This window comes from Haloplanus sp. C73 (genome assembly GCF_051195115.1).
Lineage (GTDB): Archaea > Halobacteriota > Halobacteria > Halobacteriales > Haloferacaceae > Haloplanus.
Genome location: NZ_JBNTJZ010000001.1, coordinates 604,388 through 623,372 on the forward strand (window position 1 = coordinate 604,388; position 18,985 = coordinate 623,372).

Annotated in this window: 17 protein-coding genes and 1 pseudogene; 7 read left to right on the plus strand and 11 right to left on the minus strand. The window is 69.4% G+C overall.

What is annotated here, in order from left to right:
* Positions 1 to 81: 81 nt before the first annotated feature.
* The gene (locus tag ACQUSQ_RS03235) at positions 82 to 1,632 is read left to right on the plus strand and encodes a BCCT family transporter (protein WP_435067059.1); all 1,551 of its coding nucleotides are present in this window, start codon (positions 82 to 84) and stop codon (positions 1,630 to 1,632) included.
* On the opposite strand, the gene ACQUSQ_RS03240 is transcribed toward ACQUSQ_RS03235, so the two are convergent.
* Together ACQUSQ_RS03240 and ribH are read right to left on the minus strand one after the other, a co-directional pair.
* Entirely contained in the window at positions 1,629 to 2,777 is a 1,149-nt protein-coding gene (locus tag ACQUSQ_RS03240) for a pyridoxal phosphate-dependent aminotransferase (protein ID WP_435067060.1), read from the minus strand. The genes ACQUSQ_RS03235 and ACQUSQ_RS03240 overlap by 4 nt on opposite strands.
* Positions 2,774 to 3,178 (minus strand): 6,7-dimethyl-8-ribityllumazine synthase, encoded by a 405-nt coding sequence (ribH, locus tag ACQUSQ_RS03245; protein WP_435067061.1) that lies wholly within the window; start codon positions 3,176 to 3,178, stop codon positions 2,774 to 2,776. The genes ACQUSQ_RS03240 and ribH overlap by 4 nt, the downstream gene beginning before the upstream one ends.
* A 92-nt stretch (positions 3,179 to 3,270) precedes the next feature.
* On the opposite strand from ribH, the gene ACQUSQ_RS03250 reads away from it, so the two are divergent.
* From ACQUSQ_RS03250 to ACQUSQ_RS03270, 5 genes are read left to right on the plus strand one after another with little or no spacing between them, the layout of a single operon-like run.
* Positions 3,271 to 5,064, plus strand: a complete 1,794-nt coding sequence (locus ACQUSQ_RS03250) for a flippase activity-associated protein Agl23 (RefSeq protein ID WP_435067062.1) — start codon at positions 3,271 to 3,273, stop codon at positions 5,062 to 5,064.
* Between the two features lie 45 nt (positions 5,065 to 5,109).
* Positions 5,110 to 6,450, plus strand: coding sequence for an ArsR family transcriptional regulator (locus ACQUSQ_RS03255; RefSeq protein WP_435067063.1), 1,341 nt, complete (start codon positions 5,110 to 5,112; stop codon positions 6,448 to 6,450).
* Between the two features lie 56 nt (positions 6,451 to 6,506).
* A complete protein-coding gene (folP, locus tag ACQUSQ_RS03260) occupies positions 6,507 to 8,948 on the plus strand; it encodes a dihydropteroate synthase (RefSeq protein WP_435067064.1) in 2,442 nt (813 codons plus the stop codon).
* Positions 8,949 to 8,980: 32 nt separating this feature from the next.
* The gene (locus tag ACQUSQ_RS03265; protein WP_435067065.1) at positions 8,981 to 9,766 is read left to right on the plus strand and encodes an NRDE family protein; all 786 of its coding nucleotides are present in this window, start codon (positions 8,981 to 8,983) and stop codon (positions 9,764 to 9,766) included.
* 57 nt (positions 9,767 to 9,823) lie between these two features.
* Positions 9,824 to 10,174, plus strand: a complete 351-nt coding sequence (locus ACQUSQ_RS03270) for a helix-turn-helix transcriptional regulator (RefSeq protein ID WP_435067066.1) — start codon at positions 9,824 to 9,826, stop codon at positions 10,172 to 10,174.
* 27 nt (positions 10,175 to 10,201) lie between these two features.
* On the opposite strand, the gene psmA is transcribed toward ACQUSQ_RS03270, so the two are convergent.
* Complete coding sequence (gene psmA, locus ACQUSQ_RS03275) at positions 10,202 to 10,972, minus strand: archaeal proteasome endopeptidase complex subunit alpha (protein ID WP_435067067.1); 771 nt, start codon at positions 10,970 to 10,972, stop codon at positions 10,202 to 10,204.
* Positions 10,973 to 11,250: 278 nt separating this feature from the next.
* Between psmA and ACQUSQ_RS03280 the strand changes: the two genes are divergently transcribed.
* Positions 11,251 to 12,024 carry a phytanoyl-CoA dioxygenase family protein gene (locus ACQUSQ_RS03280; protein ID WP_435067068.1) on the plus strand — a complete coding sequence of 258 codons (774 nt, stop codon included), beginning with the start codon at positions 11,251 to 11,253 and terminating at the stop codon, positions 12,022 to 12,024.
* 13 nt (positions 12,025 to 12,037) lie between these two features.
* On the opposite strand, the pseudogene ACQUSQ_RS03285 reads toward ACQUSQ_RS03280, so the two are convergent.
* From ACQUSQ_RS03285 to dapA, 8 genes and pseudogenes are all read right to left on the minus strand, one after another.
* Positions 12,038 to 12,373, minus strand: a pseudogene (locus tag ACQUSQ_RS03285) (Rpp14/Pop5 family protein); the annotation flags it as partial.
* Positions 12,370 to 13,071, minus strand: a complete 702-nt coding sequence (locus ACQUSQ_RS03290; protein ID WP_435067069.1) for an RNase P subunit p30 family protein — start codon at positions 13,069 to 13,071, stop codon at positions 12,370 to 12,372. The pseudogene ACQUSQ_RS03285 and the gene ACQUSQ_RS03290, both read right to left, overlap by 4 nt.
* Before the next feature lie 38 nt (positions 13,072 to 13,109).
* Positions 13,110 to 14,222, minus strand: coding sequence for a M20/M25/M40 family metallo-hydrolase (locus tag ACQUSQ_RS03295; RefSeq protein WP_435067070.1), 1,113 nt, complete (start codon positions 14,220 to 14,222; stop codon positions 13,110 to 13,112).
* Positions 14,219 to 15,103, minus strand: coding sequence for a diaminopimelate epimerase (gene dapF, locus ACQUSQ_RS03300; protein WP_435067071.1), 885 nt, complete (start codon positions 15,101 to 15,103; stop codon positions 14,219 to 14,221). The genes ACQUSQ_RS03295 and dapF overlap by 4 nt, the downstream gene beginning before the upstream one ends.
* Positions 15,100 to 16,347 (minus strand): diaminopimelate decarboxylase, encoded by a 1,248-nt coding sequence (gene lysA, locus ACQUSQ_RS03305; RefSeq protein WP_435067266.1) that lies wholly within the window; start codon positions 16,345 to 16,347, stop codon positions 15,100 to 15,102. The genes dapF and lysA overlap by 4 nt, the downstream gene beginning before the upstream one ends.
* Before the next feature lie 2 nt (positions 16,348 to 16,349).
* Entirely contained in the window at positions 16,350 to 17,183 is an 834-nt protein-coding gene (locus tag ACQUSQ_RS03310) for a 2,3,4,5-tetrahydropyridine-2,6-dicarboxylate N-succinyltransferase (protein WP_435067072.1), read from the minus strand.
* Positions 17,180 to 17,935, minus strand: coding sequence for a 4-hydroxy-tetrahydrodipicolinate reductase (dapB, locus tag ACQUSQ_RS03315; protein WP_435067073.1), 756 nt, complete (start codon positions 17,933 to 17,935; stop codon positions 17,180 to 17,182). Before dapB ends, ACQUSQ_RS03310 begins: the two co-directional genes overlap by 4 nt.
* Positions 17,932 to 18,834, minus strand: coding sequence for a 4-hydroxy-tetrahydrodipicolinate synthase (gene dapA, locus ACQUSQ_RS03320; protein ID WP_435067074.1), 903 nt, complete (start codon positions 18,832 to 18,834; stop codon positions 17,932 to 17,934). Before dapA ends, dapB begins: the two co-directional genes overlap by 4 nt.
* Positions 18,835 to 18,985 lie beyond the last annotated feature (151 nt).

Consider the following 18,985-nt stretch of genomic DNA (forward strand, 5'->3'; position numbering starts at 1 on the left):
GAAGAAATAATTTCTTCACATACTTGGTCCGAAAGACATCTTTAACTCTATCGACCGTTGGTATCGAATACATCCAGCACTATGTCGCTTCGTTCCACACTCGGACTCACGGACGCAACGCGCGGTGAGATGGCGCTGTTCGGCGTGCCGGCGCTGCTCTCTATCGGTCTCGCGGCGGCGGGGATTCGGTATCCATCGGCCGTCGGCGACGCCTTCAGTCGCAGTTTCGACTTGGTGTTGAACTACTTCGGCTGGTGGTTCATCCTGCTGAGCTTTCTCTTGACGCTCGGTCTCACCGCCCTCTCGCTGTCGCGCTACGGACACCTCCGCATCGGCGGGCCGGACGCGACGCCAGCCTTCGGCCGCTTCTCGTGGCTCTCGATGGTGTTTACCGTCGGCTACTCCATCGCCGTCCTCTTCTGGGGCGTCGCAGAGCCGGTGTCCATCCTGCAGTCGCCGCCGGACCCCTCACCGGTTCCGGGTGCCTCGCCCGAGTCGCTCGCACTCGCCTTCACCTACCTCCACGACATCCTCCCCGGACTCGTCGCGTGGTATCTCCCCTTCGCCGTCGCCTTCGGCGTCATCGTGTGGGGCACCGGCGACTGGCGCGTCAGCACCGTCCTCGTGCCGATTCTGGACCGCGAGCGATACGCGAGCGTCTACTGGGTGGTCGACCTGCTGTCGCTCGTCGCCATCGTCGGCGGGCTGGCCACCTCGCTCGGCTTCATCGGCCGCCAACTCTCCTCCATCGTCGCCGTCGTCTACGGCGTCGACTCGCAACTGCTCACGATTGGGCTGTTTCTCGGCGTCGCCGCGCTCTTTCTGGTCGACGTGTGGCTCGGCCTCGAACGCGGTATCCGCAACGCCGCCCGCATCGCCGTCGTCGCGAACGTCGTCGCGTCGGTTGCGCTGTTCGTCCTCGGCCCCACCCTCTTCATCCTCGAACTCGGCCTCGATGCGATGGGTGTCTGGCTGAGCAACCTCCCGCGACTCATGCTCTACACCGACCCCGTCGAGCGGAGTCTCTGGCCGCAGAACTGGACGAGTTTCTGGTGGGCGTGGTGGGCGTCGTGGGGCGTGTTCGTCGGCAGTTTCGTCGCCCGCGTCTCTCGGGGGCGGACTATCCGCGAGGTGTTTGTCGGTCTCTGTATCGTTCCGACGACCCTGCTCGTGTTCCAGCACGCGGTACTCGGTGGATTGGCGCTCGCCCCCGGTAACACGGGCGTCGTCGCGGACGCCCTCGCGAGCGGCGGCAACGCGGCGGCGCTGAGCGCGGCGGTCACGCTCGTCCCGTACGCCCGGGTCGTGGGTGCGTTGCTCATCGTCGCGCTCGTCGGCTACATCGTCACGTCGCTCGACTCGGCGGTGTACATGCTCGCCGCAATCAACACGGGCGACCGCGTCCCCAACGCCCGCATCCGGGCGACGTGGGGCGTGTTGATGCTCGCCGTCGGCGTGATGACGACCTATCTCGGCGGCGGCACGCGCGTCCTCGAATCGTTCTCGACGACGCTCGCGCTCCCCTTTACCGTCCTGTACGCCGTCGTCCTCTACGCGGTTTACGTCCACGTCAAACGAGAAATCGACTGGACCGAGTACGCCCCGTGGCGTACGGAGACGACGGGCGACTAGAGGTAGTCGTTCTCGACCAGCCGCTCGACACCCTCCTGCAGACGCTCCTGACTCGCCGCGTAGGAGATGCGGGCGTAGCCGGGCGTGCCGAACGCGCTGCCGGGTACCGTCGCAACGTGGGCGTCCTCGATGGCGCCCTCACACCACGTCTGGTCGTCGTCGTCGACGGGGAGCATCATGTAGAACGCGCCGTCGCCGACGGGGACGTCGACGCCGTGGTCGGCAAAGAGGTCGACGAGCATGTCGCGCCGGTCGCGGAAGGCGTCGCGCATCTTGCCCACCGCCTCCTCGGTGTTTCGGAGCGCCTCGATGCCCGCGTGCTGGACGAAGTTGACCGCACACGACACCGAGTGGGACTGAATCTTGCCCGCCTGCGAGACGAACTCGTCCGGCGCACAGAAGTAGCCGAGTCGCCACCCGGTCATCGCGTAGGCCTTCGAGAAGCCGTTGACCGTGATGGTGCGGTCGCCCATCCCGTCGAGACTGCCGAGGCTCGTCTGCTCGACGCCGTACGTGATTTCGTCGTACATCTCGTCGGAGATGACGGTGAAATCGTGTTCGACGGCGAGGTCACGGACGCCTTCGAGGGCGTCGTCGGAGTAGACAGCGCCCGTCGGGTTCGACGGCGAGTTGACGACGAGGAGTTCGGTGTCGTCGGAGACGGTGGCTGCGAGGTCATCGAGCGCGGGTTCGAGTTGGAACCCGTACGGCGAGAGGTCGACCCGAGAGAGGTCGGCGCCGGCCATCTTCGCCTGTGCCTCGTAGGACACCCACGCCGGGTCGAGGAGGACGACTTCGTCGCCCGAATCGATGAGCGTGTGGAAGATTTCGTAGAGCGCCTGCTTGCCGCCGGGGGTGACGACGACGTTGTCCGACGTGCAGTCGATGCCGTCGGCCTGCAGTTTTGCCGCGATGGCGGCGCGGAGTTCGGGCACGCCGTTCGAGGACGTGTAGCTCGTGTCGCCGGCGTCGAGCGACGCCTTCGCGGCGTCTTTGATGTGTTCCGGCGTGTCGAAGTCGGGTTCGCCGACCGAGAGGTCGACGACGTCGATACCCTCCGCCTCCAGTTCGTTCGCGAGGTTGCTAATCGCGAGCGTCGCACTCGGCTCGACGCGCTCGACGCGAGACGCGAAGTCGAAGTTCATGGTAACGTGCGTACCATCTCGACCGCCGCGTTTACCGCTTCCGCTCCTTTCTCGACGCGCTCCCGAGCCTCCGCCCCGCTCATGCCCGGGCCGCTGACGCCGAAGGTGACCGGTGTGTCCCGGTCGAGACTCACGCGCGTCAGCGCCTGCGCCGTCGCGTCGCCGATGACTTGGTCGTGGCTCGTATCGCCCGTGACGATGGCGCCCACGACGGCGACGGCGTCGATGTTGTCTCGGCGCGCGAGTCGGTCCGCCGCCAGCGGCGCGTCGTACGCCCCCGGCACCTCGACGGTGACCCCCACGGTGGCGCCGGCGTCGTCCGCCGCCGCCCGTGCCTCTTCCTCCATCGGCTCGGTGACCGACGCGTTGAACTGCGCCACCACCAGCCCCAGCGTTATCATATCCGCGGGGTCGGCGCCACGTGGCAAAGGCCTTACTGTCGCTTTCCCCCGAAACAAAAGAGTTGTAACCGGTGAGAGAGCAGACAGGAGCGATGCGTCTCGACGGTCGCCGCCGCGCCCTCCCGGCGGTCCTCGTACTCACGGCGCTTGCCCTCGCCGCCAGACTCGTCGGTCTCGGCGGGCGAATCTTCCACTGGGACGAGGGCCGCGTCGGCTACTGGATTCTCCGCTATCACGAGACGGGCGAGTTCGCGTACCGTCCCATCGTCCACGGCCCCTTCCTCTTCGTCGTCAACGACTGGGTGTTTGCCATCCCCGGCCTCGGCGCCTCCGACTTCAGCGCGCGCCTCGTCGTCGCGCTTGTCGGCGGCCTGCTTCCGCTCTCGGCGTGGCTCCTCCGCGACCACCTCGACGACGCCGAAGTCGTCGCGCTCGCGCTCGTCCTCGCGCTCAACCCCCTGCTCGTCTACTACTCGCGGTTCATGCGCAACGACGTCCTCGTCGGCGCCTTCGCCTTCGCCGCCCTCGCGCTCTTCGTCCGCGCACTCGACCGGAGCGACGCGCGCCTGCTCTACCCCGCCGCCGCCGTCTTCGGGCTGGCCTTCACCACCAAGGAGAGCGCCGTCGTCTACCTCCTCTGCTATCTCGGCGCCGGCGCGTTGCTCGTCGACCACGGCCTGTTCCGGGCGGCCCGCGGCGGGCGGTCGGTCCGCCGCCTCGTCATTCACGACTGGCGGACGGCAATCACCTACCGCCTCCAGTCGTGGGGTGGCTCGGTCCCGCGGGGCCTCGGCCTCGCCGCGGGCCACACCGTCGCCGCCGTCGCCGTCTTCTTCGCCGTCGTCATCTTCTTCTACGCGCCCCGGCCCGAACTCTGGACGGCGCTCGCCGCCCCGGCGCAACTCCCCGGCGTCGTCGAGGAAGCGACCGTCGGCTCGTGGGAGGCCTTCTACGGCCTGTGGGTGAGCGGCGGCCACCAGAGCCACGACTACCTCCCCTTCCTCTATGACTACCTCGAAACCATGCTGTACGGCGCGCTCTTTGTCTCGCTGTTTGCCGCAATCGGCCTCGTCGCCGACGGCTACGACGCCGACGGCACCCGGGCGCTCGTCGCCTTCGCCACCTACTGGGGCGCGGTGAGCGTCATCGGCTACCCCATCGCGACGGACATCCGCGCGCCGTGGGCCGTCGTCCACGCCGTCATCCCGCTCGCTATCCCCGCCGCCGTCGGCGTCGCGGCCACGGCCCGGCAGGTCGAGTCGGTCCTCGACCGAGCGCGAACGGAGGTAGCGGACGCCGACACGCTCGACGCTCTCACGACGACGGCGGCGTGGACGCCGCGGGCCGCCGTCGCGGCGCTTCTCCTCTCCGCGGCCGTCGTCGGCGTCGCCGGCGCCAACGTCACCTACACCAACGCCGCGTCCGAGGAGCGCGCCGGCGAGGTCATCCAGTGGGCACAGCCCGAGAACGAACTCAAGGAGACGCTGGCGCTCGTCCACGGCGTCTCCCGCGTCAACGACGGCCGGGACGTGCTCTTCGTCGGCACCCACCCCCCGAACAATCCGAGCGACGTCCACTTCCACGTCGAGAACGAGAGTTCGCTGTTACAGCCCCGACCCGGCGGGCCGTCGTGGCACACCCGCCTCCCGCTGCCGTGGTATCTCGAACGCTACGGCGCGAACGTGACGAGCATCCCGCCCGACGCTGAAATCGGGTCGAACCCGCCGCCAGTCGTCGTCGCCGCCGGGTGGGACGACGACCGCGTCGCCGGCCAACTCTCGGGATACGAGCGCCACCGCCACGACTTCCGGCTCTGGAGCGACGAAATCGTGATTTTCGTCGACGAGTCGGCGCTCGAACGGGCGCGCGAACGCGGCCACGTGTAGCGTTCGACCGGAAGCTATTCCGGCCCCACGCGCCACTCGTCGCGTGTGATTTCTCGACGAACCGCTCTCAGAGTCGCCGCCCTGTCGGTCGTCGTCGTCCTCCTCGCGCCGTCGGCAGTCGCGGCGCTGACGTACGACCCCGAGACGGATTCTGGCCTCGAACGGGGGACGGTCCGGAGCGAGGCGAACGGTTCGACGGTCATCAGCGCACAGGGGTACACGTTCCGCGGCGAGACGAACCCGCGAAAGCCCGCGCGACTCGTCTCCGTCGGGCCGAACGGGACGTACGAGTGGTCGCACGCGGAGGCGAACGCGTGGTTCTTCGAAGTCGACCCCATGCCGAACGGGAACCTGCTCGTCTCTTCGCCTCGCGGGAGCGAAACCGTCGTCTTCGAGTTCGACCCCGAGACCCGAGAGCGCGTGTGGACAGAGCGGTTCGCGATGGACGACACCCACGGCGTCGCGTGGCTCGGCGACGACCGAATCGCCATCGCGAACATGCGAGCGTGGAACGACTCGACCGGCGTCAGCGAGGATAGGGTCGTCGTCTACAACCGCTCGACCGACGAAATCACGTGGGAGTGGTCGTTCGAGGAGCACTATCCGGCGGACACGGCGGGCGGCTACGACGAGGACTGGACCCACGTCAACGACGTCGAACCGGTCGGCGAGAATCGACTCCTGCTGTCGCCACGGAACTTCGACCAAGCCATCGTCGTCGACATGGAGAGCAAGGAAGTCGTCGAGCGACTGGGGGCAGACGGAGACCACGAGGTGTTGCACGCCCAGCACAGCCCCGACTGGCTGGTGAGCGAGAACGGAACGCCGACGATACTCGTCGCCGACAGCGAGAACGACCGGGTCGTCGAGTACGCCAAAGAGGACGGCGAGTGGACGCGGACGTGGACGGTGGGCACGGAGTCGCTCAACTGGCCACGCGACGCCGACCGCCTCCCCAACGGCAACACGCTCATCACGGACACGCTCAACCACCGCGTGATGGAGGTCACGCCCACGGGCGAGGTTGTCTGGGAGTACTACGCGACGTGGGGGCCGTACGACGCGGAGCGACCGGTACACGGCGACGACTCGAACGGCCAGACGATTCGGGACATGAACGCGAGCGGCACGTACGCGATAACCGGGAGCGCGAACCACAGCGTCATCAGCGACGCGACGGGGGTCGCCGACTGGCTCACCGCGACTGCCGAGGGGACGCCCGCCGAAGGGGCGGCAAGCGAGGTGGCGACGCAGTGGGCGCACCTCCTGCCGTGGGTTCAGCCCGTCTGGATGTCCGAGTGGGGCGTCCTCCGAACGCTCTGTGCGCTTCTCGTCGGCCTCGGTTGGCTGGGCACCGAGTCGGTCGTCCGCTGGCGTAGGACATAAGACGGCTATCTGCGCCGACCGTGGGACTAAAACCACACCCGCCGAAAGCGTGAGGCATGAACTATCACGCCGCGGCGGATTTTCTCTCCGACCTCCGCCGGTTCGCCATCGAGCCGGGGACGGAGTCGACGCGGGCGCTACTCGCCCACCTCGGCGACCCACACGAGGATATCGATTTCGTCCAGATAGCGGGGTCGAACGGCAAGGGGAGCACGGCCCGGATGACCGAATCGATTCTCCGTGAAGCGGGCTACCGAACCGGGCTCTACACCTCGCCGCATTTCGACGACCTGCGCGAGCGTGTCCGGGTCGACGGCCGCAAGATTTCGGAGTCGGCGGTCACGGATTTCGTCGAGCAGGCCCGGCCGTTCCTCGTCGACCGCGCCGTCGAGGGCGACCCCCTCACCTCCTTCGAGACGCTCACCGCGATGGGGCTGTGGTACTTCGGCGAATCTGACGTCGACGTGGCGGTGCTCGAAGTCGGACTGGGTGGCCGCCTCGACGCGACGAGCGTTGTCGACCCCATCGCCGCGGCGGTGACGGCGGTCAGCCTCGAACACACAGACATCCTCGGCGACACGCTGGACGACATCGCCGCCGAGAAGGTGACCGTCGCGCCGGCCGACACGCCACTCGTGACGGGCGCGACCGGTGACGCTCTGACAGCCGTTCGCCGGCACGCACCCGACGCGCTCAGCGTCGGTACCGCCGCGACAGCGCCCGACGTGGCCGTCGATTACGGCGGGCTTCGCAACCACACCGAGGCCGCCGTCGCCATCGACGGCGGCGACTGGGGCGTCGAGACGCGAGTCCCCGTCCCGGGGTCGTATCAGGCGCGCAACGCCGGCGTCGCGGCGACGCTGGCGCGACAGGTGGGCGGTGACCGCGTGACCGAACCCGTCCTCGCTCGCGGCCTCCGGAGCGCCCACTGGCCCGGCCGGTTCGAGGTTGTCGAGTGCGACCCGCTGGTCGTCCTCGACGGCGCCCACAATCCCGGTGCCTGCGAGGCGGTGGCCGCCACGCTCGACGAGTACGACTACGACGACCTCCATCTCGTCTTCGGCGCGATGCACGACAAGGACCACCGGTCGATGGTGGCGGAACTCCCCGCGGCGGCGTCGGTCTGGACCTGCGCCCCAGTTCACGAACGCGCCGCCGACCCCGAGGTGCTCGCGGGCGCCTTCGCCGCCGGGAGCGACGCCGACCGGGTGTCGACCGCGCCCTCGGTCGCTACCGCACTCGACAACGCCCGCTCGGCCGCCGCGCCCGACGACTGCGTTCTCGTCGTCGGCTCGCTGTTCGCCGTCGCCGAGGCCCGGCGGACGTGGTCGCGACTCGCCGTCGGGCGGCACGTCGACGGCACCGAGGACGTGCGGGCCGTACTGGACCGGGCGAACGCCGACGCCGACACCGTCGACGAGACGGCGGCGGAGGGGACCCACCGCGTCGTCAGCCTGCGTCTCGACCGGCGCGAGGCGCGTGACCTCGACCGGGCGGCCGGCCGGGTCGGCGTGACCGCCGTCACCGCCGACTACCGCTCCGGGCGCGAACTCCGAGACGCCGTCGTGATGGGGTCGCGCGCCGCTCACCGGGCGCTTCTCGCCGAACTCGACGACGAGCGCGTCGCCGAAACGCTCCGTGCCCGTCTCAACGACACGACTCCCGCCCGCGAGTATCCGTGGACGGAGACACCCTCGGTCATGGGCATCCTGAACGTGACGCCCGACAGCTTCCACGACGGCGGCGACTTCTTCGACCCCGAAGCCGCCATCGCTCGCGCCGAGGCGATGGTCGACGCCGGCGCCGAGATAATCGACGTGGGCGGCGAGAGTACGCGCCCCGGTGCCGACGTCGTGCCCACCGAGGAGGAGATACAGCGCGTCCGCCCCGTGATAGAGGCACTCGCGGACCTCGACGTTCTGGTGTCGGTCGACACGCGGAAGGCGGCGGTGGCGCGGGCGGCACTGGAGGCGGGCGCGGACATCCTCAACGACGTGACGGGACTGGCCGACCCCGAGATGCGATTCGTCGCCGCGGAGTTCGACGTGCCGGTGGTCGTGATGCACAGCATCGACGCCCCGGTCGTGCCGGGCAAAGACGTCACGTACGACGACGTGGTGTCCGACGTCATCCACGAACTCGGCGAGCGGGTGGCACTTGCCGAACGCGCGGGGTTGGACCGCGAGCAGATTATCGTCGACCCCGGCCTCGGCTTCGGGAAAAACGCCGTCGAGAACTTCGAACTCCTCGACCGACTCGACGAGTTCGAGGCGCTCGGCTGCCCGATTCTCTTCGGTCACTCCCACAAATCCATGTTCGCCCACGTGGGACAGGGCGCGGGCGAGCGCCTCTCGGCGACGATTGCGGGGACGGCCCTCGCCGTCGACCGCGGCGCCGACATCGTCCGCGTTCACGACGTGCCAGAGAACGTCGCGGCGGTCCGAACCGCCGTCGCCACCGACGACGCCGCGGGCGTCCCCTCGGCGTGGCAAGAGTAGGATTGACTTAGTCCGCGCCCCTACGCCGACTCGTGTGCACGCTCACTCTCGCGTGGCAGGTGTTTCCGGACGACCCCGTCCTCGTCGCCGCCAACCGCGACGAGCGCCGTGACCGCCCCTCTGAGCCGCCGCGCCGAACGGAGGGCGACCCCGCGGTCGTCGCGCCGCGCGACGCCCGCGCCGGCGGCACGTGGATAGGGTACAACGACGCCGGCCTGTTCGTCGGGGTTACGAACCGCTGGGTCGACGGCCCCGACCCCGAGCGCTCCCGCGGACTGCTCGTCGACGACGCGCTCCGCGAACCCGACGCGCGCTCGGCGGCCCGCCTCGTCGAACGCGCCGTCGAGACCCACGACTACGAGGGGTTCAACCTCGTCGTCGCCGACCGGACCGCGGCCTACCTCCTCGAATGGGACGGCCATCTCCGCACGTCGCAACTCGAACCCGGCGTCCACGTCGTCGTCAACAGCGGCGCCGCCCTCGGTGGCGGCGGCGCGGTCATCGACTCCTTTCTCACGCCCGCGGACCCGGAGCGGGCCGACCGCGCCGCGGAGCAGGCGGCAAACGCCCGCGCCGTCCGCACGGCGCTGACGCCGAACCCCGGCGAAGACGCCGGCGCGTGGCTGGACCGGAGCGCGGCGGTCCTCGCCGACCACGACTACGGCGTCTGTATCCACGAGAACGGGTTCGGCACCCGCTCTTCGTCGCTGATTCGGCTGGGGCGCGAGGTTAGCGAGTACCGCTTCGCTCCCGGCCCACCCTGCGAGACGGCGTATCGGTCGGTGACTGGGGCCAACACTGACGAAAGTCAACTTTAAACCCGCGCCGCCGGTTTGTGGCTGTATGTTCGGTACCGGAGACTGGAGGGTGTGGCGATGAGTGCCGCCGAGGAAGTCGACCTCTCGGCGGACGAACGCGCGGCGCTCGACCTCGTCCTCGAGACGCGAGGTATTCACCAGAGCGAACTGTGGAAGGAACTCGACATCTCGTCGCGAAAGGGCAGTCGCCTCGCCGAGTCGCTCGTCGAGAAGGGGCTCATCGACCGCGAGGAGACCGTCTACGAGGGTCACAACACCTACTTCTTGATGCCGACGGCGCGTGACCTCGATTTCTCCCTGCTCATGGCGGGCGATATGCTCTCGCCGTTCATCGGTGAGGAGGAAGTCGACCCCCGGAGCGACGCCTTCTCGCAGTGGTTGATGAATCTCGCGTACGACGAGTACTGAAACGGAGAAGACGGAAAGCGGAAGTCGTTACTCCTCGTCCGACTCGTCCTCGTCACCCTCGGTGGGCAGGAGGTCGAGGTCGGCGAGGTGGGTCTCGATCTCGTCGTTGTCGAGTTCGTGGAACGATTCGCTCTCGGTGTCGACGGTACCGACGTCGACACCGGCAGGTTCGAGCGTATCCTCGTTGGTCGAGGCGAGCGCGCGAAGTGCCAGTGCGATGCCGTCGTCGAGGTCGAGTTCGTCCGCGTCCGTGTAGTTCTCTTCGAGGTACTCCTGAAGGTCGCCCCGGTTGGCGCCGATGGAGACGGCCTTCCACTCGTAGGGCGTCCCCGAGGGGTCGGTCTCGTAGAGTCGCGGCTCGCCGTCCTCGATGCCGCCGATGAGGAGGGCAACACCGAACGGGCGGGCGCCACCGACCTGCGTGTACTGCTGGATGTGGTCCGTGACTTCCTTCGTGAGCGCCTCGATGCCGATAGGCTCGCTGTATCGCAGGCGGTTGACCTGTGCCTGTCGGCGAGCGAAGTCGATTAGCTGGCGCGCGTCGGCCACGTGGCCAGCGGACGCGATGCCCGCGTGGTCGTCCGCCTTGTGAATCTTCTCGACGCTGGTCGGCTCCATCAGCGGCGAGCGGGAGCGCTTGTCCGCGGCGAGAACGACGCCGTCTTTGGTCCGGATGCCGATACTCGCTGTTCCTCGCTTGACTGCCTCTCGGGCGTATTCGACCTGATAGAGGCGGCCATCGGGCGAGAAAATCGTTATCCCACGGTCGTAGGCCTGCTGTTGAGCTTGTCCCTGCATTGTATCACGTTGACTGTGACTCGAGATCGAGTTCGGTCGCGTTCCGGATGCCTGGCGAAAGGCGGGGCGCCGCAGCGCCGTCGCGGCGGAAACCACGCCGACTGGCGGTCTCGAACACGACGTATCTCTCGGCCAGATTTCCGGGCCGGCGTCCTAAATACCTTTCTTCCTGTCCCGCGGCGTCGGCTGCCGTATTTCTGCGCCGCCGCTCAGGCCGTCAGACGCGACGTTCGACGGCGACCCCGGGGATTCATTACCGGAGAATATCACCACGAGATATGCGTCTCAGCGACCAGCAGTTCGAGCAGTACCAGCGCGAGGGGTACGTCGTCGTCGAGGACCTCCTCTCGGCGGACGAGGTTACGGAAGTCACCGAGCGAATTCGAGAGTACGTCGTCGGCAATCGAACGGAGAGCGAGTTCAGTCGGATGCTCGAACCCGACGCCGACCCGGATACCTTCGACCACGAGGGCGAGCCGGTTCGGAAGTTCGAGGGCGTCGGGATGGCCCGCGAGGACGACGTCTTCGCCGCCCTCGCCAATCACGACGAGATTCTGGACGTCATCGAGCAACTACAGGGCCCGAACCTCGACCTCCTCCGCAGCGCCGGGATGCTGAAGCCGCCGCAGGTCGGGAGCGAGAAGAAGTTCCATCAGGACGCCGCCTACTACCCGATTCAGCCCCGCGACCACGTGACGGTGTGGATTGCGCTCGACGAGGCGACGCCCGAAAACGGCTGTATGCGCGTCGTCCCGGGCGCGCACACGGACGGCCTCATCGGCCACGACGCCATCGACTACGACACCGACATCACGATAACCGAGCGCGACTACGACATCGACGACACCGTTGCCCTGCCGATGGAGCCGGGGAGCGTACTGTTCCAGCACTGCCTCCTGCCCCACTACACCGCGCCGAACACCACGGAGTCGTGGCGGCGAGCCTTCATCCTCGCGTACATGCGCTCGCGCTCGCGCTTCACGGACGACGAACCGCCCGAGTGGGTCGAATCCCTCCACGTCGCCGGCGAGGAGTTCCCCGGCTGCGTCTGAGGCCCGCTCAGTCCAGATACGCCTCCTCGCAGGCGCGTATCGTCCCCGAGACGCCGCGCACCCACACGCCGACCGAACCCCCGTTCACCTCGTGGACGCAGGCCAAGGCCGCCCGCGCCGGGCCGACCTCGCCGCGACGCGCGCGGACGACGGCCTCGCCGGTGCCGTCGTCGAAGTCGAATCGCAACACCCGGAGGTCGGCGTCGGCGCTCCCCGCGTCGCCCAGCAGGTTGCCGGCGGCGTACCACACCGCCCGCTGGAACGCGCCCCGCGAGAGGTCGGCCTCCGCCTCCAGTCCGACGGCCAGATAACGCCAGTGTGGACGGAGATGTTTCGGTAAGTGTTTCATGAGTCTTGGGACTCCTCGTACCGGCCGCGTTCGACGCCGGGGCTAACGAACGAGTCTGACTGTCGGTGACGGTTGCGCTCGGCGAGCGCGCCCCACTCGCGCAAGCCGGTTCTGACCGTCTCGGCGTCGAAGCCGATGACCTCGCCGACGGCGACGAGTTCGCGCGGCGCTCGCAGGTCGAGATGCGAGTCGGGCGTCGCGCTGACGACGTAAGGGGCGTCGGCGTCGGCGACGAGTTCGCGGAGTTTGCGCAGGTTGCGGAGGGCGCGCACTCGCTCGCCGCCGGTCGAGCGAAGCACCGGCCCGAAGTCGAACTCGATGCGGACGCCGTTGTCGGCCGCCCGCTTGGCGAGGACGTGGTTCACGTCGCCCTCGCCGTCCATCGGGCGGGTGAGAACGTCGACCCGGTCGTTCTCGACCGCGAATCGGTTGAGGCGGTCGGTCCCGCCGCGCACGCAGATGAGCGTGTGGTCGGGGCGCTCCCCGCCCACCGCGCCGCTCGCGCGTTCTGGGTCCGGCGCCACGATTTCGACGGCGTCGACGACGTCGATGCCCGCCGAGTCGCGGAGCGCGGCGTGGTCGGGCGACGCCGTCTCGCCCCGAATCACGACGCCCTCGTACCCCACGCGCGCCGCGGTGTCGACGAGTCGCGCCGCCGTGCTCGCGCCGTCGGGGTGGGCGTGGACCGCCTCGTACATACGTCGAATCAGACCCCCCGGGCGCTTGGGGGTTGCGCTTACGACCGCAGCGCCGCGAGCGCGTCGGTGAGCGCCGTCGCCGCCCGCTCCACCTCGGCGACGCGGACGTACTCCCGGTCGGCGTGGGCGACGGGTCCCGAGTCGTCGGCGAGGACGCCCGGCCCGAAGACGACAGTCGGCGCCGGCGCGAAGTACGACGCCTCCGTCGCGGCGGTGAACGGACGCACCGCACCGGCGTCGCCGTCGGTGACGCGTTCGGCCGCCGTCGAGAGGTGACGGACGACCGGCGCGTCCGGGTTCGTCGCGAAGGCTTCGAGGAAGGGCGTCGGACGCTCGGTCAGGTCGAAGGCGACGCCGACGCCGGGGGGCGTGGCGTCGTCGACGGCGGCTTCGAGCGCCGCGCGGAACTCGTCCGCGGACTCCGGGGGGACGCTCCGCCGGTCGACGGTGAGCGCGCAGTCGGCGGGCACCTGATTCGTCGCCCCACCGCCCTCGATTACCGTCGGCGTCAGCGTCGCCGGGCCGAGGTCGGGGTGGGGGTCGCGCTCGGCGTCGAACTCCCGAATCGCGGCCAGCGCCCCCTCCGCGGCGGCGACGGCGTTGACGCCCGAATCGGGTTCCGCGGCGTGAGCATTCTGTCCCGAGAGCCGAACGGTGCCCTCGAACCGCCCCTTCGCGGCCGTACAGACGTCCAGACCGGTGGGTTCGCTGACGATGTAGCAGTCGCCGGCCGTCTCCACGTCGGGGAGGACGGTCAGGTCGAGCGCCGCGGCACCCGTCGAATACACCTCCTCGTCGGGCGTCACGGCGAGGGTGACGCGCCCCGAGTCGTCGGCGTCGACGGCGAAGAAGGCCGCGAGCAGCGCCGCGAGCGGCCCCTTCGCGTCACAGGAGCCGCGGCCGCGGAGCACGTCGCCGTCCCGTTCGTAGGGGACGTGTGGCGACACGGTGTCGATGTGCGTGTTGAGGACGATATGTGGCGACCCCGCCCCGCGCGTGGCGAGGGTGTTGCCCGCGTCGTCGACGAGGGGGTCCGCGCCCCGGTCGGCGAGCGTCTGGACGAGGAACTCCCGCATCTCGGTCACGTCCTCGTGGGAGTCGATGGGGACGGCGGTTTCGAGGAAGTCGATGGGGTCGAAGGCGTCGCTCACGCCTCGGGAACCTCCAGTTCGACTTCGAACTCGCGCTCGACCGGGCCGGTGAGCGTCGCCGGGCCGTCGTCGGGGACGACGATGACGAGGTCACCGCCCGGCGGCGACACGCGGACGGGGCCGTCGGTGTCGAGTCGCCCCGTTCGCTTCGCGGCGGCGACGACGGCCACCGCGCCCGTCCCGCAGGCCATCGTCTCGCCCTCGACACCGCGCTCGAAGGTGCGCTGGCGGAAGGCCGCTGGCTCGCCGGGCGCCCCCTCGCGGGCGTCGTCGTCGAGACTCGCCCGCGCGGCGACGGTGACGTTCGCCCCTTCGGGGAAGACGTCTGCGTGCCGGACCGGCGGAGCGACGCTGTCGAGGTCGATATCGGCCACGTCGTCGACGAAGGCGACGGCGTGAGGGACGCCCGTGTTCACCGCGGTGACGGTCAGGCCCTCGACAGTCTCCTCGACGAGCGGCCGGTCGTGGTCGGGGGCGAGCGGAACGTCCGTGGGTTCGAACGACGGGCGACCCATCTCGACGGTGACGCCGTCGCTCTGGACGACGGCGTGGCGGTCGCCCGCGGGCGTCTCGATGAGGACTTCGCGGGCGTCGGTGGCGCGGGCCGCCCAGACGGCGGTGACGCGCGCGCCGTTGCCACACATCTCGGCGACGGAGCCGTCGGGTTGGACGAGCGTCATCGTCACCCGGACGGGCCGTGTCGTGGCGTCCAAATCGAGAAACAGGACGCCGTCGGCGCCGGTTCGCTCGCCGCCGACGCCCGTCTCGCGGTCACAGTGGACGCGCGCGAACGCGGCCCGGTCGGCGACCGGTGCGTCCGCGGGGAGGACGAGGAAGTCGTTGGCCGTCCCGTGGTACTTCTCGGCGGTGACGGTCGTCATCGCTCCACCTCCAGCGCGGTTAGGTCGGCGAGCGTCTCCCGTTCGCGAGCGAGGCGCGTGCCGTCGCCGTCTCGGACTACCTCTGCGGGCCGGGGCCGAGAGTTGTACGTGCTCGCCATCTCGTAGCCGTAGGCGCCGGCGTTGCCGATGGCGAGCAGGTCGCCCCGGCGCGGCGCGGGCATGGGTCGCTCCTCGCAGAACAGGTCCGCCGTCTCGCAGACGGGGCCGGCGACCGTCACCGGACGCTCCGGGCGCTCCTCTGTCAGGTTGCGGATGGCGTGGTAGGCGTCGTACATCGCGGGGCGAAGGAGCGTCGTCATGCCGGCGTCGACGCCGGCGACGACGGGGACGGCGCCCGACGCGTCCGCGTCCTCGACCGCTTTCACGGTGTTGACGCGGGTCAGGAGGACGCCCGCGTCGGCGACGAGATAGCGACCGGGTTCGACGGCCAGCGTAGCGTCGACCGGGCCGAGCGCCTCTCTCGTCGCCTCGGCGACAGCGGCCAAATCGAGCGGCGACTCGTCCTCGTGGTAGGGGACGCCGAAGCCGCCGCCCACGTCGACGAATTCGAGAGGGCCGACGGCGCGCGCCAGTTCGCCCATCCGCGAGACGAGTTCGCGGTGGGCGTCTAAGTCGTCGCCGCTGATGCCACTGCCCGCGTGGGCGTGAATCCCGACCACGTCGAAGTCGGCGCGCGCGTCGGCGACGAGGTCCGCGGCGCGGTCGTAGGGGACGCCGAACTTGGCGTGGCCGCCGGTCGTCACTTTCTCGTGGTGGCCGGCGCCGACGCCGGGGTTGACGCGGATGGCCAGTTGGCCGTCGAAGCCGCGCTCGCGGAGTCGCGCCACGGTGTCGTGGGCGCCGGCGACGACGGTCACGGTCGCGCCGTCGCGCCAGCGGTCGAGGACGATATCGAGGTCCTCGGCCGGCGGGTTGACGGCCGTGTACTGCACCGCGTCGTAGCCGGCGTCGAGGGCGCGCACCACCTCGCCGGCGGAGGCACACTCGGCGCCCAGTCCCGCCTCGCGGACGGTTTCGAGAACGGCCCGACCGGTGTGTGCCTTGACGGCATAGCGCACCTCCGTATCGCCGACATCGAAGGCCGCGCGGAGCCGCTCCGCGTTCTCGCGCACCCGGTCGAGGTCGGTCACGTACAGTGGCGTGCCGTACTCCTCGGCGAGGTCGGCGAGGTCGGCAGCCGACCAGTCGGCGAGGCGTCGCACGGCCGGGCCGGCCGCCTCCACGTTCATTCCCGGAGCGCCTCCTCCCGCTTCGTGGCGTCTCGGGTGTCGGCCTCGATGTCCATCGCTACCACCGCGGGCTTGTACGCGCCGCCCGCAAAGAGGTCGTGGTCGCCGATGGAGGACTCGACCATCCGGGTGAAGGCACGTCGCTCCGGCGGCAGGTGGCCGTAGATGACTTCCTCCTCGACGAGGTCGTAGACCGGGATGCGGGGCGAGAGGAGCGTGTTCTCGCCGACGACGGTGTTCTCGCCGACGACGAACCCGCTCGTGACCCGGCAGCCGGCGCCCAGCGAGACGCCGTCCTCGACGATGACCGGCGCGTCCTCGACGGGTTCGAGGACGCCGCCGATGAGCGTGTTGGCGCCAAGTTTCACGTTCTCCCCGATTTGGGCACAGGAGCCGACGGTGTCACAGGAGTCGACGAGGGTGCCGTCGCCGACGTGAGCGCCGATGTTGACGAAGGAGGGACTCATCATGATGCAGTCGCTGCCCAGATAGGCACCGCGACGGATGGTCGTCCCGTCGGGCGTGTTGCGGGTGCCACGGTCGCCCAAATCGCCCGTCTCGCGAAGCGGCAGGACGTCGTGGTAGTCGACGCCGCCGTAGGTTCGGGCCTCGGTGTCGCGGAGGCCGAAGTTGAGCAGGATGCCCTGTTTCACCCACTCGTTGGCCTCCCACTCGTCGCCCCGCTTCTCGGCGGCGCGAACCTCGCCCGCTTCGAGCGCGTCGAGAAACGCGTCGAGCGTCGCGTGGTCGTCGGCCGTCGCCGTCTCGGCGTCGACCGCGTCGTCGTCGTAGCGCTGCCACAGGTCGGATACGTCGGATTGCAGTGTCATAGTACGTCCTCGAAGTCGTACTCACCAGCCGGGCGGCCGGCGAGCCATTCTGCGGCATCGAGCGCACCCTCGGCGAAGACGCCGCGGGACTCGGCTCGATGCGTGAGCGTCAGTACCTCGTGGTTCCCCGCAAGTAGTAGTTCGTGTTCGCCTCTGATGTCGCCGGCCCGGAGCGCGTGGACGCCCACCTCGTCCCCTTCTCGGGGCTGGTCGCCCTCGCGGCCGTGCACGCGGTCGAACTCGCCGCGAATCTCCTCGATATCGTCGAGGATGTCGTTGGCCGTCCCCGACGGGGCGTCTCGCTTGCGGTTGTGGTGCGTCTCCGAGAGTTCGATGTCGTAGTCGGGGAGCGCGGCGACGGCTTCCCGAATCACGCCCCGGAACGCGGTCATGGCGCGCGAGAAGTTCGGGGCCCGGAGCAGGGGAATCTCCCGGGCGGCGTCGGCGAGGAGGTCGAGTTGGGCGTCCGAGAAGCCGGTCGTCCCGATGACGGCGGCGACGCCCGCATCGGCACAGGCCTCGACGTAGCGCGTACTCGAATCGGGGACGGTGAAATCCACCAGCACGTCGGGGTCGCGCTCGTCGAGGAGTCGCGGCAGGTCGCTCTCGTCCTCGACGGTGTAGCCCTCGACGGGGCCGACGGCCGTCCGGTTGACCGCGAGAGCGACGTCCATTCCCTCGCGCTGGTCGACGGCGGCGACGACTTCACGACCCATCTGGCCGCCGGCGCCGGTGACGGCGACGCGTATCATGCCTCCACCTCCACGGGGTCGAGGTCGTCCAGAACGGCCGCCAAGTCGTCGCGCAGGTCCTCGGAGAGGCGGGTGAGCGGCAGGCGGACGTTGCCGGGGCCGTAGCCCCGGATGTCCATCGCCTCGTTGACGGGGATGGGGTTGGTCTCCCAGAACAGGGCACGCATCAGCGGGCCGAGTTCGTGATGTCGCTCGCGGGCGTGTTCGTAGTCGTCGGCAAGCGCCGAGTGGACCATATCGACCGTTCGCTCGGGTTCGATGTTGGCGACGACGCTGATGGTGCCCGTCCCGCCGACAGAGAGCGTCGGGAGGATGAGGCCGTCGTCGCCGGCCAGCACCGCGAAGTCCTCGTCTTGGGTGCGCTCGACGATTTCCGACACCTGACTCAGGTCGCCGCTTGCGGCCTTGTAGCCCAGAATGTTGGGGTGAGAGGCGAGGTCGACCGCGGTGTCGACGGCGATGTTCTGGCCGGTTCGGCCGGGGACGTTGTAGACGATTTGCGGGAGGTCAACCTCGTCCGCGATGGTCCGGTAGTGTTCGTACATCCCCGCGGGTTCGGGCTTGTTGTAGTACGGCGAGATGAGGAGGAGGGCGTCGGCGCCAGCCTCGGCGGAGCGCCGCGAGAGTTCGAGCGCTTCGCGGGTGTTGTTCGAGCCGGAACCGGCGATGACGGGGACGTCGTCGCCGACGGCGTCGATGACGGCTTCGACCACCTCGATGTGCTCGTCGTGTGAGAGGGTGGCACTCTCGCCGGTGGAGCCGACGGGAACGAGGCCGTCGACGCCGGCGTCGGCGAGGCGTCGGGCGTCGGCGCGTAACGTTTCGAAGTCGATGCTGCCGTCCTCGTAGAACGGCGTCGTCATGGCGGGGTAGACCCCGCGGAACTCGGAGACGGTCATGTGGTCTGATGGGGTGGCTGCGCTGTTAGTGGTGTCGGAACGATTCGGCCGGAGACCACCCGAGACGGGGGCGCTACGCCCGCCACGAGCGAGGCTACCGACCGCGCTTCGTCAGGAAAGCGGCGGGGCCACGCGTCGCTGGCGAGCGACG